Source organism: Enterococcus sp. DIV0755b, from assembly GCF_051713765.1.
Lineage (GTDB): Bacteria > Bacillota > Bacilli > Lactobacillales > Enterococcaceae > Enterococcus_C > Enterococcus_C canintestini.
On sequence record NZ_JBIOQN010000001.1, the window covers coordinates 2,307,304 to 2,323,841 of the forward strand.

The window sequence follows — 16,538 nt, forward strand, 5'->3', positions numbered from 1 at the left end:
GTGAAATTTCACCTTATTTAAGAAGCTACTGCTTTAACATCAGTTATTCTAAAAAACAAGGGGTACGACCAGTTTTTGGTCGCACCTCTTGTTTTATTTATTTAATCCACAGTGATAATCCAACCCGTTGGAGCTGGTTTGTCGCCAAATTGAATTTCCGTTAACTCATCATATAATTTTTGTGTTACCGGTCCGACTTCACTCTCAGAATAAAAGACATGAAATTTATCTTCGTATTGAATACCACCAATAGGAGAAATAACCGCTGCCGTACCACAAGCCCCCGCTTCTTTAAAACGTGCTAGATTATTAATTGGCACATCTTCTTCTAGTGTTTCTAGTCCAAGGCGTTCTTTTGCTAAAAATAGTAAGGAGTATTTGGTGATACTTGGCAAAATTGATGGTGACTTAGGCGTCACAAATTGCTCATCTTGCGTGATACCAAAGAAGTTAGCGGAACCGACTTCTTCAATTTTAGTATGTGTTTCTGGGTCAAGGTAGATACAATCAGAAAAATTACGGGCTTTCGCTTCTTCCCCAGGTAAAAGACTCGCCGCATAATTCCCCCCAACCTTAGCAGCCCCCGTTCCTTTTGGTGCCGCGCGATCATAATCAGAAACAATAAAATTAGTCGGCGTTAAGCCACCTTTAAAATAAGCACCTACTGGCATACAAAAGACAGTAAAAATATACTCAGGAGCCGCATGAACGCCAATATTTGGTCCAACCCCAATTAATAAAGGGCGAAGATATAGCGTTGCCCCAGTACCGTAAGGCGGCACAAATTCGCGATTGGCTAAAACGACTTGTTTAATTGCGGTTAAAAACAACTCCTCTGGAACTTCTGGCATCAATAAGCGCCGTGCACTACGATTTAAGCGGGCACTATTTTGATCTGGACGAAATAAATTAACCTTACCATCTTTTCGTCCGTAAGCTTTTAAACCTTCAAAACATTGCTGACCATAATGTAAGGCGGTGGATCCTTCGTGAATGTGCAAAAACTCATCTTCTGTCAATTGTCCACTATCCCAAGCTCCGTTTTTAAAATGAGCAATAAAACGATAAGGCAATTTCATATAATCAAAACCTAGTTCGGCCCAATTTATTTCCATGTAACTTCACTCCTTTTTATTACTGACAGTGCTTTTTGCTATGGTACAACAATTTTTTAAATTTGTCATGAATTTTTTGAAAATTTCAATAATTAAAGGGAAACTGACGAATTTATAATTTGGGAATCAATTACTACGCCATAAAAAGCTGACGAGTTTAACTAATTTGCTCAGAAAATACCCTTTATCCATCAGTCTTTCCTATAAAAAAAAGAATTTGAGCCTCTCAATAGACTCAAATTCCCTTTTTTAACTAAATTTATAAAACGATTTTTCATTTCAACCAAAAATAATTTTTAAGCAAACATTTTTTTAGCAGCCCGCATTAAGGTTGGTAAATCTTTATCATACCGCGGTGTTTTAACCAACCGACTCATCGGAATTCCTGCAAAATGGAAGGCAGCAATTTCACCAGAACGAACTGCACTTTGTTCAGTAAAGACCATTTGATACGGTTGTTCGACAAATTCACCGGTAAAAGCTAGATTCGTACTGTGTTTAGGGATAACTTTCGGACGATCTGATTTTGCACGATTATTAAATAAAGCAGAGGCATAAGGCATATAGACTGGGATGTTGTTAATAATACTGTCTAAAATCTCAGCTTCATGTTCTTTTATATTTACCGGACCAGGATCTACTTTTGATAGTTGACCAATTAATTCTTGGGCCATCTCTTTACCTGTCATCTTAATGTATTGTTTATCAACGAACTCTCCTTTACGGCGTGGATACAAGAAGTACCCCCAAATGACCGTTTCATTTGGTTTTTGACTCGTAAAGTGGGGTTGGTGATGAGCAACAATCGACATATTAACATCAACTTGATTCAAAGGCGTAATCGGTGTCGTAGACAAGAACGAATTTAAGGCATTGCCTGGTTCTTGCGTGGTAATCCGTGTGATTTCATTTAGTAACAAATGATCATTAGTTGTTAAAGTAAAGCTTACCCACTCACTGGCATCACGATCTGCAAAGAACTTATCAGGATTGCCTAGATTATAAAATCTTTCGGCGGCTTTTTTCCACAAACTAGCTGCTGCCCCATAATCCATATTTTCCGGTGCCGGTGTATTATAATCGCCTAAGCTAGCAGCATCTGTTATAGAACCATTAGTAAAGATAACTGCCGTATCTTCATCGACTGGGACAAATTCTTCTTCGTTTGTTTTTGTATTGGTCATAGATAAACCTGTGACTGTAATTTCATCTTGCATTGGTGTTTCTTTAAACTCCCAATCCGTTACGAGTCGATTTAACATAATTTTAACGCCTTGTTCTTTTAAATAATTAATTAAAGGTAACATGATGCTTTCATATTGATTATAACGGGTTCTATTTACCCCAACTAGATGTTCAATTTGGGTAAATTCATAAATCATTTCGTGCATATAGCGCCGTAGTTCTTGCGCTGAACTTTTCGTCCGAAATGCAAAGGTTGTTTCCCACATATACCAAAAGTTGGTTTCAAAAAAACCAGGATCATCTTTAAAATAGTCAGCAATTGTCACATTATCAAGTTTTTCTTCTTCAGAATCAGGTAGTGCGATTAGTTTGGTCAATAAGAGACGATCTTTGTTACTAAAACCTAAATGACCGCCATCCACAATTCCTTTGCCCCCTTGTAAAAGGCGCGCCTTATCAAAAGTACGATGCTTTGCGTCAAAATCTCTTGTATCTTCTGCGGCTGTCATATTTGCTTCTGTGGCAGAGGGGACTCTTTCTAACAAATCCATTAAATCAACATATGTGCGGTAATTTAGCATCCGTCCCCCCCGAGCAATATAACCTTTTTGATTTTCTAAGGGATGATTTTCATTCCAATAGTCATCTGTTGCATCTTTTAACGGTGAACCATCATTTGAACCATGGTCATCTAAAGAATAGAAGGTAATTTTATCGCCAGACCATTTTCCTTCTTGAATCAAATAAACGGCAGCGGCCATATTGGCTAAGCCAGCTCCAATCATAATCGCTTTCTTTTTTCTCATTGTAATTCCCTCCAATTAGGAACACGGCAATTGGATCTAAGCCAATTGTTATGCTTCAAATTCATCATATAAATGACTATCGTCTTCAAAAAAGCCAGTTTTCTTTGCTACATAGGCAATACCAAGTGATAAAACGGCAACGCCGATGCCAAAACGAATGAATCCTTTTTTCATCTTGATCACTTCCTTTCACTAAAACTTTCCAACAGTTTTTTCTTTCTAAATAAAGGATAGACCGGAACAATTGATTGTGCAAAAATAAGCAACTGCGTTTCTTTTCTTTTTAGACAATTTTTAACCACTGTCTAGAAATTAAATTAAAAAAAATGCACAGATGTATTCCTTTTCAAAAAAGATGAAACTTTTTTTACAGTTATTTCAAAAAAATCCAAATAAAAAAACGCAAACCAATACTGGCCTGCGCTTCATGGTGCTATTATGGCAATTGTTGGGTTAAATCTTGATAGAGCTGTTTGGTTTTTTCTTCTTCTTTAAAAGTAAAATAGTAATCACGTTTTTTAGTAGTTATCTTTAAAAATGGCTGGACGCGATTATCCAAGTAAAGTGTCGCTTTTTTATTAGCGACCATATAATATCCGGTACTATAATTTTCTCCTCCATAACCATTGGTACGTTCCACTGGCTTTTTAAGTTTATTCACCAATGCAACTTGCTCAATATCGTCTAGTTTAATTTCACTAGTAGTAGCAAAAGGAGCCTTCAAAACCAATTCCTCACTCTTTAATTCAGCCGAAAAAGGTTCTTTATTAAAATCCATCATATAGACTGGAATTAAGGTGGCAAATAGCACGCCTACTACTAATAAGCCGATTGCTCCCATAATAACTTTACCGATTGGGCGACCTAAATTCATTGTCATATTTAAACCAATACGATCTGGCAGCATCAAGCGGTGATCACTTGGATTAATATAAACTCCAAAACGCCAATATTGATCTTCACCTTGATAGCGATAATCGGTTACTTGATTTAAAAGGGCGTCTTGTTTTTTACGCAAGCGAATTAAATACCAGACTGTAAAAAGACTAAAGCCAACAACGACAATCAGCAAAAACCAAATCGTAACTTGCGCCCAAATTCCACTTAATTGACTGGCAAAAAATGGCAAGGCTAAAGCAAATAAAATAGCATAAGCAGTTCCTACGGCCACTACTGACCAATCATGCTTTGTTAAATCATTATATTGACGATTCAATTTTTCCACGTTTGTTGGTGCTGCTACCGGTAATCGTTTCACACCATACCAACATGCAAAAGCAATCAACCAGCCAACTAATAATGACAGCGATAAAATTACTGCCCCATCATTTTGACTATTTAACATAATGAAAGCTAAAACAAGCGATAAAAGTAAAGCGGGAATTAGATAACCAAAATGTAACATTTTCTTATTTTTGGTGAGGGTCAATTTTGTATCCACCAATACAGGTGTGACAGGCAGCAACCAGCCTTTATCTACTTTTAACTGAGCCATTTGACGAATATAAAATATCTCTGTTCCATAACAAGCTCCCATTGGAATAAGGAGGAACAGCCAAAACAAAGTCATTAAAATGGACTCATAGTGCACAAAAAACATCGTAAAATTCAAAAGACTAAAAACAAGTGCAATTTTCCATAAGCTCAGACGATACTTTTTAGTTAAAGCTTTTACCTCAGGATGAAGTAAAGCCTCACTAGGCAATGTATTTTCTAAAACAACATTTTTATGTGGTGTAGCGGCCAGTCCCAATGAAAAGGCCATGATAACGTTACAAAAAAATCAGAACTCCAACTAAAATTACTACGAGCATTTTTATTCCTTCTTCCTTTATCATTGGCTTAGTTACGAAGTTTCATCCTTTTTAAATTCTGCAAAACCAGACCAAGTTTTATCAATAAAAGCAGTTAATTCCGCTTCTTTGAATTGATGAATTTTCGCTTCGGCTAATAATTGTGCCAATCGTTTTTTTAAATCATTTTTATCTATTTCTTCATATGCGTCTGGGGTTGTAACGATGGAACCTTTTCTACGATCAGTAATTAAATAACCAGCTTCTTTTAATTGATTGTATGATTTTGAAATCGTCATCGTATTGACCCCTAATTCATCCGCTAATTGTCGGACTGTCGGTAAGCTTTCTCCAATTGCTAATTCCCCCGTCGCAATTCCCATAATAATCTGTTCACTTAATTGCTGATAAATAGGAATTTCAGAACGTGTATTAATCTCTAATAACATACTCTCACCTCTTTGTATCATAAAGTATAATACAAAAATTTCATTATAGCAATAATCACGAAACAACTATCTGATTTACGCAACTATTGGGCAAAAAAAGCTAAACGGACAGCTTAATTTTCAAATACTCGTCGAAATCTTGATCCACACACTTCAATTGAAGATTACACAATCTTCTATCTGACAAAAAAGCCCCGTAACAGTTCACTTAAAAGTAAACTGTTACGGGGCTTCAGAATAATAAAAATGACTTTTATTTTTTAAAAAGCTTGATTAACATCTTCAATCATAATTTTAACTGATTCCAGCCCTGAACCGGCTAAATACCAAACACTAGGGTCTAAAGAAATCACTTTTTGATTTTTACCAGCAGTGGTTTGTTTCACTAACGCATTATTCGCCACATTATTTTGGCTGTCATCGCCACCAATTGCTTTAGTACGATCCACTACAAAAATGATGGCTGGATTTTTTTCTAACACGTATTCATAAGAAACATTTTGACCGTGGGTAGAAGCTTTAATTGTGTCGTCGGCTTCTTTAAAGCCAAAAGTATCGTGAACAATACCAAAACGTGATCCTTTGCCATAAGCTGAAATACTACCTTCATTGGCTAATAGCACTAATGCCGTACCACTATCAGCCGCTTTTTTCTTAGTGGCTTCAATCTGTTCTTGTAAAGCTGCAATTTCCTTTTTGGCTTTATCTTCTTTGCCAAAAATTTTAGCAATGGCATTGACTTGGTTTTGAATTGATTTCCAAGTGTCTTTGTTATCCGTAGAAAAGAAAACCGTTGGCGCAATTTTCGCCAAATCTTCTTGAAAATCCCGTTGACGTCCAGAAATAATAATCAAATCTGGTTTCAGCGCATTAATTTTTTCTAAATCAGGCTCTTTAATTCCCCCGGCTGACTCCACCTTTTGATAAGCTTTTAAAAAGTCAGGTAAATTATTCGTAGCCGCTCCTACTACTTTATCGCCTACACCTAAAACGTTCATTGTATCTAAGGCACTATTATCAAAAACCACTACTTTTTCCGGTGCTTTTGGTACCGTTATTTCTCCGTTAGCATCTTGAATGGTTACCTCACTTTTTGTTTGCGCTTGGCTATCTTTTGATCCATCTGTTTTAGCAGCACTATTACTGCAACCCGCTAAAATCATTAGCGCTACTGCTGTTAGCATAAAAACTGTTTTTTTCATCATATCCTCCTAAAAAATTATTGATAAGCGTCTAAACGCTAGTATCTGTATCAAAATACATACAAACTCGTTTACCCATTAACTCACAAACGCGTACGTCCATCTCATAAAGCTCGCCCAAAACTGCTGATGTGATAACTTCTTCCACCGGTCCTTTTTTGAAGATGGCTCCATCTTTCATCGCCACGATAGTATCGGCAAAAGCCGCTGCAAAATTAATATCGTGAATTACTAAGAAGATCGTTTTCCCAGTTTCTTTGACTAATTTTTTTAATAAACGCATCATCTGATTGGCATGATTCATATCCAAATTATTTAACGGTTCATCTAACAATATATATTCGGTATCTTGCGCTAAAATCATCGCAATATAGGCTCGTTGTAATTGTCCGCCAGATAAATTTTGCAATTCATTTTCAGCTAAATCACTTAGAGCCATTGCTTTTAATGCATCTGAGATGATTTGTTGATCTGTTTCATTTAATTTTCCTCGTGTATAAGGAAAACGCCCAAAAGCGACTAATTCAGCTACCGTTAGACGGGCTTGCACTTGATTATTCTGTTTCAAAATGGCTAAACGCTTAGCCAATTCTTTGGAGTGCCAAGTGCGAATTTCGCCATTATCAATAAAAAGTTCACCAGAAAAATCTTGTTGTAGACGACTCATGATACTCAATAACGTACTCTTACCAGCACCATTGGGACCAATAAATGCAATCAATTCGCCTTTAGGTAACTGCAATCCAATTTTATCTAATACGATTTTTTGTTGATACTTTTTACTTACTTCTTTTAGCTCAATCATGCCTTTTTCCTTTCTATAACTAATTTGGCAATAAAAAATAGGCCACCGATAAATTGAATTAAAATACTAATTGTGGTGTTCAAGCCAAATACTTGTTCTAATAAAAATTGTCCGCCAATTAAAAAAATAATTGCAATTAGACTCGCTCCCACAAAAAGTTGCCGATGATTCGCTTTTGGAAAAACTTCATAGCTGATAGTTGCAATAATAAAACCTAAAAAGATAGTTGGCCCTACTAAAGCAGTTGCAACTCCGATTGCAGCAGCGATTAGAAATAGCATTATCTTTTGCAATCGCGCTACTGAAATGCCAAGATTAACAGCCAAATCAACCCCTAATCTTAACGCATCTAATTCCGGTGAAAAGTACCAGAAAAAACTAACAATCAACAAAAGTAAACCGGCACTAAGTAATAAATGATTGCCTAAAACATTGCTGAAACTGGCAAAAAGCCTACCTTGTAATAAATCATATTCGTTTGGATCCATTAGAACTTGTAAAAAAGTACTGATGCTACCAAATAAACTAGAAGCAATCATTCCCACCATTAAAAGTGTAAATAAATCTTTACCAGATTTACCTAAAAAGAAGGTGATAAAAAGTACGCTAAGCCCTGCCATTAAGGTAATATTTAATAAAAACAAAGCGATAGACTTTTCTGCTAAGACGCCTACACCACCAACAAGAAAAAACAAAAGCGTTTGCACTGTCACGTATAGCTGATCGATTCCTAAAATGCCAGGAGTTAAAAACTTATTTTGCGTTAGCGTTTGAAAACTAATCGTGCTAACTGTCGACAAAATAGCGACTAAAATAAAAGCAACGATTTTTTTGCCCCGCAAAGAAAAGGCAAAAGACCAATTTCCATAAGTACCATAACTAAGATAGAGGACTAAAAATAAACCCGCACATAACGCCAATGCTAAAATTTTGTGACTATCTTTTTTCATGTAAAATTGCGCCTCCTCACAATTAGCAGCAAAAAGATAATACCGCCAATAACACCCACCACTACGCTTACAGGTAATTCATAGGGCCTAATGAGGTTGCGGGCAAGTAAATCACAAATCAATAAAAAGTTTGCCCCCCAAATACCAGTAAATGCTAAAGAATGATTCAAATGATCACCAAAATACCAGGTTACCAGATTGGGGACAACAATTCCTAGAAATGGTACACTTCCTACCATGATTAATACCACACTTGAACCTAGTGCGACTAAACCTAAAATGACAAACTGCATTCCTTTGACATTCACGCCCAAATTTTGCGCTAAATCATCACCTAAACTTAACACCATAATTTGTTGCAATAGTAAAAAAATAATAATAAATACCGGAATGGTTAAATAAATTAAGCGATAATCTTCTTTCATAACCGTTGCAAAATTACCTTGCAACCAAGAAGACATATTTTGTACTAACTGAAATTGATAACCAAAAAAATTGGCGACCGCCCCGATAATATTGCCAAACATCATACCGGTTAACGGGACGATTAGAGGGTTATTTTTTGGTAGTAATCGTGTTAAAAAGAGAAAGGCTAAAACACCAGCATAGCTAAAAATAAAAGCGACCAAAGAGCGCTGCCAAATACTACTATTAGGCATAAATAACATTACTAACAAGATTCCTAAACGAGCAGAATCCATCATACCAATCGAACTAGTCGAAACAAAACGATTTTGTAGTACTTTTTGCATGACTAAACCACAGATACTTAACATGCTTCCCGCCAATATTATACTTACACTACGGGGTAATCTTGTTTCTTCCATTAGAAGCCACTGACTTTTTGTCCCTTGTAGTAAACCTGTCAAACTCATCTTTCCTACACCACTAAAAATGGAAAGAAAAAATAAAATGACAAGTAAAAAGATTCCTAATTTTTTCACAAGCATATTCCTAACTATCTAATTGATAATGATTCTCACTTTCAATTAACTATACGCAAAAATAAGTAAAATGACAATAGTATTTTGCTGTTTTTTTATCGTTTTCAGCTATCTTTTTTTAAAATACTAAAAAAACTAAAAATGTTGCCGATGCAACAAAACATGCTATACTAACGCCAGAATAAATTTTTGTGAGGTGGACAATTTTGAAACGACAACAATTGTTAATGAGTCAGCTAATGGATTTAACAAATGAATTAGTATGGCTTAATCGACCTAAAATGGAACAAGCACTAAACGGTTATAAGTTAAACGAAATTGACTTAATTGAAAAAATTGGCTTAATTCCTGAACCCAATGTCACTAAACTTGCTGCTGCTACTTACATGACCCGTGGTGCTATTAGCAAACTTACTAAAAAGCTAACAGAAAAAAATTTGATTGAAAGTTATCAACTACCAACAAACAAAAAAGAAATTTATTTTCGCCTAACGAGTCAAGGTGAACAAGTCAATCAAATTCACCAAGCGTTGCATCAAAGTTTTGCAAATCGTGATCAAGAAGTTTTTACCAATATGACCGAGGAAGAATTTGACACAATTTTCCGTTTTATCGGACGATATCGGCAACATCTAAAAAAAGTCGTTCGGCCCGCTAATACAAAATCAGGCTCTAAAAATAATAATTGATTAAAAATGCTCAGTTAGAATATTTTTCTAGCTGAGCATTTTTTGTTGACAAGGAAACATAAAAGTCTTACACTCATTTTTGTTAACGAAGAAACAAAAACATTGGAGGCTTTTTTATGAATCGTACTAATACAAACAAACACGCTTTAATTTTTGGATTTATCTCAGTCTTTTTAACAGGAGTAGGATTAACAATTGTCAATCCAGTCGTGCCTTTTTTAGTGGCCCCTTATGTTATGCCAAGTCAACAAGCAACAATCATAACATTTTTAGCAGCCGCTTATGCTGCAGCACTATTTTTTGCTGCCCCTGTTTTGGGTGCATTAAGTGATCATTTTGGCAGACGGCCAGTCTTGCTTATTAGTTTACTAGGAGCAGCTCTTGGCTACCTCATTTTTGGCATTGGCGGTTCACTTTGGTGTTTATTTTTAGGTCGGATTATCGATGGACTGACCGGTGGGGAAATCGCAGCGATTTTTGCTTACTTCGCTGACATTACTCCTTCACAAAAAAGAACACAATATTTTGGTTGGATTAGTGCAACTGTAGGTATTGGGACAGCTCTTGGTCCGGTTATCGGCGGTGTTTTAGCCACTTTTGGTAATAGCGTACCATTTTTTATTGGCGCTATCATTTGCTTATTAAATGCCGGTTATGGCTTCATTTTTATGCCAGAAACTTTACCCCTGAACCAAAGAAATCACAATATGTCGTGGCACCACTTATCTCCCATCAGACAGTTAACTAAAATTTTAACGCTACCTGTTATCAATCGTATTTTGTTCACTGGATTTTTACTTTGGTTACCAAATGGCGGTCTACAAGCAATTTTTTCACAATTTTCAATCGATACATTTGCTTGGAAACCAGCCTTAATCGGCTTAATATTTGCTATGATGGGTATTTTAGATATTTTTTCGCAAAGTTTAATTATGCCTTTTCTTTTGCAGCATTTTTCGGATCAAAAAATTATTTCTTTAGGAATGATTGCTGAAGTTTTGGGGTATTTTTTTATTGGAACTGCTTATCTTACTCATGCTTCTAGTATATTTGTTGGCGGAATGATACTTTTTAGTCTCGGTGATGCCATTTTTGGGCCTGCTTTTAATGGACTTTTATCAAAAATGACAGCTGAAAGCAGCCAAGGGCAAGTTCAAGGAGGTGCTCAAAGTATTCAATCATTAGCCCGAATTATTGGCCCTTTACTAATTGGTCAACTTTATCGGCTCACACCTTTAAGCCTCGCTCTTTCAGGTATAATTTTTATTTTATGCGCACTTTTCTCCTTGAAACAATTAGAAATTCATTCTCGCTGAAAAAAGAACGTAAAAAAGTAGGTGTGACAAGATCTTGTCACACCTACTTTTTTACAAATAAATGGTATTTCAGAAACCACTTCTTATTAAACAAGCCGAAATTTTGAAAAAAATTTAAGTAGCAATTTAATGAAATTCCTTCTTATTTCTTGAAACTGTCCATTTCTATCACAGCATCTTTACGTATTAACATTAGCTGTTTAAGCTCTTCAAGATCTTCTAAAGTAGCTTGATTTCGGATGAAGGATCTTGATGTACTACGATTTCTTAAATATTTTGCACGTTCTTTATTCTTTTCCTGCCAACGTTTATTTGCTTCAGTTTGAGCATTTTTTTCCGTCATAATTACTCCCCCTTGCTTAATTCAATGAAAATAAGTGACCACACCACCTCAATGAATGAAATTTCCTTATTGTTAAAAGTTAGAATTAACTACATAAGCGATAAAATTAACAATAAGATAGCCAAATATTTATTTCCTTACTAAATGAAATAAAACTACCGTAACCTCCTGAGGTATTAATTTCATTAATACGTAAACCACAGAAATAGAAAAATAATAATCGCCTTTTTATATCCACTAACATTTCCTTTACTCATTACAAATTAAATTATTCTATTGATAAGATAAAAAGTCAATCGTTTAATTAGCTGCACTTCTGGTGAAAAGGATATTATCCCTCTTTTCATACTAAAAAAGACCCCAGACATAAGTCTGGAGTCTTCAAACAATTCAGTGATTATTTGTTTTTCAAGTTGTAGAATGCGTTAACGCCTTTGTATTCAGCAACTTCGCCTAATTGGTCTTCGATACGTAATAATTGGTTGTATTTAGCAATCCGGTCAGTACGTGAAAGAGAACCAGTTTTGATTTGGCCAGCGTTTGTTGCAACAGCGATATCAGAGATTGTTGAATCTTCTGTTTCACCAGAACGGTGAGAAACAACTGCTGTGTAACCAGCTTCTTTAGCCATTTCAATAGCGTTGAATGTTTCTGTTAATGTACCGATTTGGTTAACTTTGATAAGGATTGAGTTACCAACGTTACGTTCGATACCTTCAGATAATTTTTCAGTATTTGTAACGAATAAATCGTCACCTACTAATTGAACTTTATCGCCTAGTTCAGCTGTTAATTTTTCCCAGCCATCCCAGTCGTTTTCGTCCATACCATCTTCAATAGTGATGATGAATGGATATTTTTCAACTAATTCTTTCAAGTAAGCTACTTGTTCTTCAGAAGTACGTTTTGCTCCGCCTTCACCTTCGAATTTAGAATAGTCGTAAACACCGTTTTCGTAGAATTCAGAAGCTGCACAGTCAAAACCTAAGCGTACATCGTCGCCGATTTTGTAGCCAGCTTTTTCAACTGCTTTAACGATTGTTTCAACAGCATCTTCAGTACCTTCAAAACGAGGTGCGAAACCACCTTCATCACCGACTGAAGTTTCTAAGCCGCGTTCTGATAAGATAGATTTCAATGCGTGGAATACTTCAGCACCCATACGCAAGCCTTCTTTAAATGTAGGAGCACCTACAGGCAAGATCATGAATTCTTGGAATGCGATTGGCGCATCTGAGTGAGAACCACCATTGATGATGTTCATCATAGGAGTTGGCAACACTTTAGTATTGAAACCGCCTAAGTAGTGGTATAAAGGTACTTCCAAGTAGTCAGCAGCTGCACGAGCAACAGCGATTGAAACGCCTAAAATTGCGTTGGCACCTAATTTACCTTTGTTAGGAGTTCCGTCTAATTCGATCATTGCTTTGTCGATCGCCATTTGGTCACGAACATCGTAGCCAATGATAGCTTCTGCAATAATGTTGTTTACGTTGTCTACGGCTTTTTGAACGCCTTTGCCGCCGTAACGAGATTTGTCGCCATCACGTAATTCAACGGCTTCGTATTCACCAGTTGAAGCACCTGAAGGAACCATACCGCGACCAAAAGCACCTGATTCTGTGTATACTTCTACTTCGATTGTTGGGTTACCACGTGAATCAAGGACTTCGCGTGCGTAAACATCAGTAATAATTGACATGTTTGTCTCTCTCCTTTGATTTGTATTTCAAAAGGGTTAAAACCCTTCATCCACAATTTTAGTGAATTTTGTGCATTTCTGCAAATCAAAACTCAGCTTTTTAATGTTGTTGTTAGATTACTTAACTGCATCTAATAAGGCTAAGAATGAATCAGCTTGTAAGCTTGCGCCACCGACTAATGCGCCGTCAACGTTTTCTTTTGCCATATATTCTGCAATGTTTTCAGGTTTAACTGAACCGCCGTATTGAATACGTACTTTATCAGCTACTTCTGAACCGTATAATTTTGCAACAGTTTGACGTACCACGCCACAGATTTCGTCTGCGATGTTGGCATCAGCAGATTTACCAGTACCGATTGCCCAGATTGGTTCATAAGCAATTACCATGCTTGAAACTTGTTCAGCAGATAAATCGGCTAAACCGGCAGTGATTTGTCCTTCGATCCATTCAGCAGTTTTTCCTGCTTCATAAGTTTCTAAAGATTCACCACAGCACAAGATTGGTGTCATACCGTTAGCAAAAATTGCTTTGGCTTTTTTATTGATTTCTTCGTCTGTTTCATGGAAATATTCACGACGTTCAGAGTGACCAATAATCACATATTGGACGCCAAGGTCTGCAATAGCAGCTGGTGAGTTTTCACCAGTGAATGCTCCTTCGTTTTCCCAGTAGCAGTTTTGAGCAGATAATTGAACATCAGAATCTTTTAAGCTCCAAGCTAATGGTGCTAAAAATAATGCTGGTGAACCAATCACAGAATCTACAACATCTTTTGAAGGAACAGCTGATTTCACTGCTTCTGCAAAGCTTTGTGCTTCTGATAATGTTTTATTCATTTTCCAGTTACCCGCGATAATTGGTTTACGCATTTTGTGCAACTCCTCTTTTTAAATTAAACAGTAATATTCCTATTACGTTTTAAATTATTTATCGTTAATGGCAGCTAAACCTGGTAATGTTTTACCTTCTAATAATTCTAAAGAAGCACCGCCACCAGTTGAGATGTGAGTAAATTTGTCTGCAAAGCCTAATTGTTCCGCAGCCGCTGCAGAGTCCCCACCACCGATGATTGTTGTTGCATCTTCAAGGTTTGCGATAGCTTCACATACACCAATTGTACCATTAGCGAAGTTAGACATTTCAAAAACACCCATAGGTCCGTTCCAAACAACAGTTTTTGCACCTGCTAATGTTTCAGCAAACAAAGCGATTGAAGCAGGACCAATGTCTAATGCCATTACGTCGCCTTCAATTTCTCCTTCAACTGTTTGTGTTGGGACATCATTTGAAAATTCTGCTGCACAGATATTGTCAATTGGTAAGACTAATTTGTCGCCAGCTTTTTCGATTAAGCTTTTTGCTAAGTCGATTTTGTCTGTTTCAACTAATGATTTACCAATTTTCATGCCTTTAGCTGCGTAGAAAGTATATGTCATACCGCCGCCGATCAAAATTTTGTCAGCTTTTGGAATCAAGTTTTCAATTACGCCAATTTTATCTGATACTTTTGCGCCACCAAGGATAGCAACCATTGGACGTTTAGGATTTTCAACAGCTTCACCGATGAATTTGATTTCTTTTTCCATTAAGAAGCCAGCAACAGTTGGGATACCAGTTGAAGCAATCCCTACGTTAGAAGCATGAGCACGGTGAGCAGTACCGAATGCATCGTTTACAAATACATCACCTAAAGAAGCCCAATATTTACCTAATTCAGCGTCATTGCCGCTTTCTTTTTTGCCGTCGATGTCTTCAAAACGAGTGTTTTCAAATACTAATACATCGCCATCTTGCATATTTGCAATTGCGTCTTCTAATTCTTTACCGCGTGTTTCAGGTACAAATGTTACATCTTTACCTAATAATTCACCTAAGCGTTTTGCAACTGGAGCTAAAGATTTACCTTCTTTATCTTCTTGTGTTTTCACACGACCTAAGTGAGAGAATAAAATTGCTTTACCGCCGTTGTCGATAACGTATTTGATTGTTGGTAATGCAGCTTTGATACGAGTATCATCTCCGATTACACCATCTTTTAAAGGAACGTTAAAGTCAACACGGACTAAAACTTTTTTATCTTTTAATTGAATGTCTTCGATTGTTTTTTTAGCCATCTTTAAAATTTGCCTCCTAAATTTATTTCATAAAAAAAGCGGAGAAGCGCGTCGCTTCCCCGCTTTAAAAAGTACTACATTAGATTACGCAAAGGCGCAGATCTTATAATTTAGCGAAGTATTCTAAAGTACGAACTAATTGTGCAGTGTAAGACATTTCGTTGTCATACCAAGCAACAGTTTTAACTAATTGTTTGCCACCAACTGTCAATACTTTAGTTTGAGTTTCGTCAAATAATGAACCGTAAGTCATACCAACAATATCAGAAGATACGATTTCGTCAGTGTTGTAACCATAAGATTCGTTAGATGCTTCTTTCATCGCTGCATTTACTTCATCAGCAGTAACTTCTTTGTCAAGAACTGTTACTAATTCAGTTAATGAACCAGTTGCGATTGGAACACGTTGTGCAGCGCCGTCTAATTTACCGTTCAATTCTGGGATTACTAAGCCGATAGCTTTAGCAGCACCAGTTGTGTTAGGAACGATGTTTTCAGCAGCAGCACGCGCACGACGGAAGTCGCCTTTAGGGTGTGGTCCATCTAAAGTCATTTGGTCGCCAGTGTAAGCGTGGATAGTTGTCATTAAACCTTCAACAACACCAAATTTGTCATTTAAAGTTTTAGCCATAGGAGCTAAACAGTTAGTAGTACAAGAAGCACCAGAGATAACTGTTTCTTTACCAGTTAATGTTTCATGGTTAACGTTATAAACGATTGTTGGTACGTCGTTTCCACCAGGAGCTGTAATAATAACGCGTTTAGCGCCACCTTTTAAGTGTAATTCAGCTTTTTCTTTAGAAGTGAAGAAACCTGTTGATTCCAACACGATATCTACGCCTAGGTCGCCCCAAGGTAATTCTTCAGGGTTACGGTTAGATAAAACTTTAACTTCTTTACCGTTTACAGTGAAAGAACCGTCGTTTACTTCAACAGAACCGTTGAAACGTCCTTGAGTTGTATCGTATTTTAATAAATGAGCTAACATTTTAGCATCTGTCAAGTCATTGATTGCAACAACTTCAATTCCTTCTACATCTTGGATACGACGGAATGCTAAACGACCGATACGTCCAAAACCATTGATACCTACTTTAACTGTCATATTGCGATTTCCTCCT

General features: G+C 36.6%; 16 protein-coding genes. 2 read left to right on the forward strand and 14 right to left on the reverse strand.

The window, feature by feature from the left end; genetic code table 11:
• Window positions 1–101: 101 nt before the first annotated feature.
• The 9 genes from IGI65_RS11095 to IGI65_RS11135 form a co-directional block, all read right to left on the reverse strand.
• Window positions 102–1,115 (reverse strand): branched-chain amino acid aminotransferase, encoded by a 1,014-nt coding sequence (locus IGI65_RS11095; RefSeq protein WP_412256538.1) that lies wholly within the window; start codon window positions 1,113–1,115, stop codon window positions 102–104.
• Between the two features lie 296 nt (window positions 1,116–1,411).
• Window positions 1,412–3,106, reverse strand: a complete 1,695-nt coding sequence (locus IGI65_RS11100; RefSeq protein ID WP_412256540.1) for an oleate hydratase — start codon at window positions 3,104–3,106, stop codon at window positions 1,412–1,414.
• 48 nt (window positions 3,107–3,154) lie between these two features.
• Window positions 3,155–3,280, reverse strand: coding sequence for a methanol dehydrogenase (locus IGI65_RS11105; RefSeq protein ID WP_071865618.1), 126 nt, complete (start codon window positions 3,278–3,280; stop codon window positions 3,155–3,157).
• Between the two features lie 262 nt (window positions 3,281–3,542).
• The gene (locus IGI65_RS11110; protein ID WP_438774186.1) at window positions 3,543–4,871 is read right to left on the reverse strand and encodes a PH domain-containing protein; all 1,329 of its coding nucleotides are present in this window, start codon (window positions 4,869–4,871) and stop codon (window positions 3,543–3,545) included.
• Between the two features lie 81 nt (window positions 4,872–4,952).
• The gene (locus tag IGI65_RS11115; RefSeq protein ID WP_071865616.1) at window positions 4,953–5,348 is read right to left on the reverse strand and encodes a GntR family transcriptional regulator; all 396 of its coding nucleotides are present in this window, start codon (window positions 5,346–5,348) and stop codon (window positions 4,953–4,955) included.
• A 260-nt stretch (window positions 5,349–5,608) separates the two neighbouring features.
• Window positions 5,609–6,550, reverse strand: a complete 942-nt coding sequence (locus IGI65_RS11120) for a siderophore ABC transporter substrate-binding protein (RefSeq protein ID WP_412256545.1) — start codon at window positions 6,548–6,550, stop codon at window positions 5,609–5,611.
• 31 nt (window positions 6,551–6,581) lie between these two features.
• Window positions 6,582–7,355, reverse strand: coding sequence for an iron ABC transporter ATP-binding protein (locus tag IGI65_RS11125; RefSeq protein ID WP_412256547.1), 774 nt, complete (start codon window positions 7,353–7,355; stop codon window positions 6,582–6,584).
• Window positions 7,352–8,305, reverse strand: a complete 954-nt coding sequence (locus IGI65_RS11130; RefSeq protein ID WP_412256549.1) for an iron chelate uptake ABC transporter family permease subunit — start codon at window positions 8,303–8,305, stop codon at window positions 7,352–7,354. The genes IGI65_RS11125 and IGI65_RS11130 overlap by 4 nt, the downstream gene beginning before the upstream one ends.
• A complete protein-coding gene (locus tag IGI65_RS11135) occupies window positions 8,302–9,249 on the reverse strand; it encodes an ABC transporter permease (protein ID WP_412256551.1) in 948 nt (315 codons plus the stop codon). The genes IGI65_RS11130 and IGI65_RS11135 overlap by 4 nt, the downstream gene beginning before the upstream one ends.
• Window positions 9,250–9,455: 206 nt before the next feature.
• Here IGI65_RS11135 and IGI65_RS11140 point away from each other — a divergent pair, with 206 nt between their 5' ends.
• Window positions 9,456–9,938 carry a MarR family transcriptional regulator gene (locus IGI65_RS11140; protein ID WP_412256553.1) on the forward strand — a complete coding sequence of 161 codons (483 nt, stop codon included), beginning with the start codon at window positions 9,456–9,458 and terminating at the stop codon, window positions 9,936–9,938.
• A gap of 116 nt (window positions 9,939–10,054) precedes the next feature.
• The gene (locus IGI65_RS11145; RefSeq protein ID WP_412256554.1) at window positions 10,055–11,254 is read left to right on the forward strand and encodes an MFS transporter; all 1,200 of its coding nucleotides are present in this window, start codon (window positions 10,055–10,057) and stop codon (window positions 11,252–11,254) included.
• 142 nt (window positions 11,255–11,396) lie between these two features.
• Here the strand turns inward: IGI65_RS11145 and IGI65_RS11150 are convergent, their stop codons facing one another.
• The 5 genes from IGI65_RS11150 to gap form a co-directional block, all read right to left on the reverse strand.
• Complete coding sequence (locus IGI65_RS11150; protein WP_412256555.1) at window positions 11,397–11,597, reverse strand: hypothetical protein; 201 nt, start codon at window positions 11,595–11,597, stop codon at window positions 11,397–11,399.
• Between the two features lie 397 nt (window positions 11,598–11,994).
• Window positions 11,995–13,299 carry a phosphopyruvate hydratase gene (eno, locus tag IGI65_RS11155; protein WP_071865484.1) on the reverse strand — a complete coding sequence of 435 codons (1,305 nt, stop codon included), beginning with the start codon at window positions 13,297–13,299 and terminating at the stop codon, window positions 11,995–11,997.
• 117 nt (window positions 13,300–13,416) lie between these two features.
• Window positions 13,417–14,172: a triose-phosphate isomerase gene (gene tpiA, locus IGI65_RS11160; RefSeq protein ID WP_071865483.1), complete on the reverse strand. Its 756-nt coding sequence runs from the start codon at window positions 14,170–14,172 to the stop codon at window positions 13,417–13,419.
• A 54-nt stretch (window positions 14,173–14,226) separates the two neighbouring features.
• A complete protein-coding gene (locus IGI65_RS11165) occupies window positions 14,227–15,417 on the reverse strand; it encodes a phosphoglycerate kinase (RefSeq protein WP_071865482.1) in 1,191 nt (396 codons plus the stop codon).
• 103 nt (window positions 15,418–15,520) lie between these two features.
• Window positions 15,521–16,522 (reverse strand): type I glyceraldehyde-3-phosphate dehydrogenase, encoded by a 1,002-nt coding sequence (gene gap, locus IGI65_RS11170; protein ID WP_071865481.1) that lies wholly within the window; start codon window positions 16,520–16,522, stop codon window positions 15,521–15,523.
• Between the last annotated feature and the right edge of the window lie 16 nt (window positions 16,523–16,538).

Bases quoted from the DNA above. Each gene is read 5' to 3' on its own strand.
- IGI65_RS11145 (WP_412256554.1), top strand. From the start codon at position 10,055: ATGAATCGTACTAATACAAACAAACACGCTTTAATTTTTGGATTTATC.
- IGI65_RS11130 (WP_412256549.1), bottom strand. From the start codon at position 8,305: ATGAAAAAAGATAGTCACAAAATTTTAGCATTGGCGTTATGTGCGGGT.
- IGI65_RS11110 (WP_438774186.1), bottom strand. From the start codon at position 4,871: ATGGCCTTTTCATTGGGACTGGCCGCTACACCACATAAAAATGTTGTT.
- IGI65_RS11150 (WP_412256555.1), bottom strand. From the start codon at position 11,597: ATGACGGAAAAAAATGCTCAAACTGAAGCAAATAAACGTTGGCAGGAA.
- IGI65_RS11165 (WP_071865482.1), bottom strand. From the start codon at position 15,417: ATGGCTAAAAAAACAATCGAAGACATTCAATTAAAAGATAAAAAAGTT.
- IGI65_RS11125 (WP_412256547.1), bottom strand. From the start codon at position 7,355: ATGATTGAGCTAAAAGAAGTAAGTAAAAAGTATCAACAAAAAATCGTA.
- IGI65_RS11120 (WP_412256545.1), bottom strand. From the start codon at position 6,550: ATGAAAAAAACAGTTTTTATGCTAACAGCAGTAGCGCTAATGATTTTA.
- gap (WP_071865481.1), bottom strand. From the start codon at position 16,522: ATGACAGTTAAAGTAGGTATCAATGGTTTTGGACGTATCGGTCGTTTA.
- IGI65_RS11095 (WP_412256538.1), bottom strand. From the start codon at position 1,115: ATGGAAATAAATTGGGCCGAACTAGGTTTTGATTATATGAAATTGCCT.
- IGI65_RS11105 (WP_071865618.1), bottom strand. From the start codon at position 3,280: ATGAAAAAAGGATTCATTCGTTTTGGCATCGGCGTTGCCGTTTTATCA.
- eno (WP_071865484.1), bottom strand. From the start codon at position 13,299: ATGTCAATTATTACTGATGTTTACGCACGCGAAGTCCTTGATTCACGT.
- IGI65_RS11100 (WP_412256540.1), bottom strand. From the start codon at position 3,106: ATGAGAAAAAAGAAAGCGATTATGATTGGAGCTGGCTTAGCCAATATG.
- tpiA (WP_071865483.1), bottom strand. From the start codon at position 14,172: ATGCGTAAACCAATTATCGCGGGTAACTGGAAAATGAATAAAACATTA.
- IGI65_RS11115 (WP_071865616.1), bottom strand. From the start codon at position 5,348: ATGTTATTAGAGATTAATACACGTTCTGAAATTCCTATTTATCAGCAA.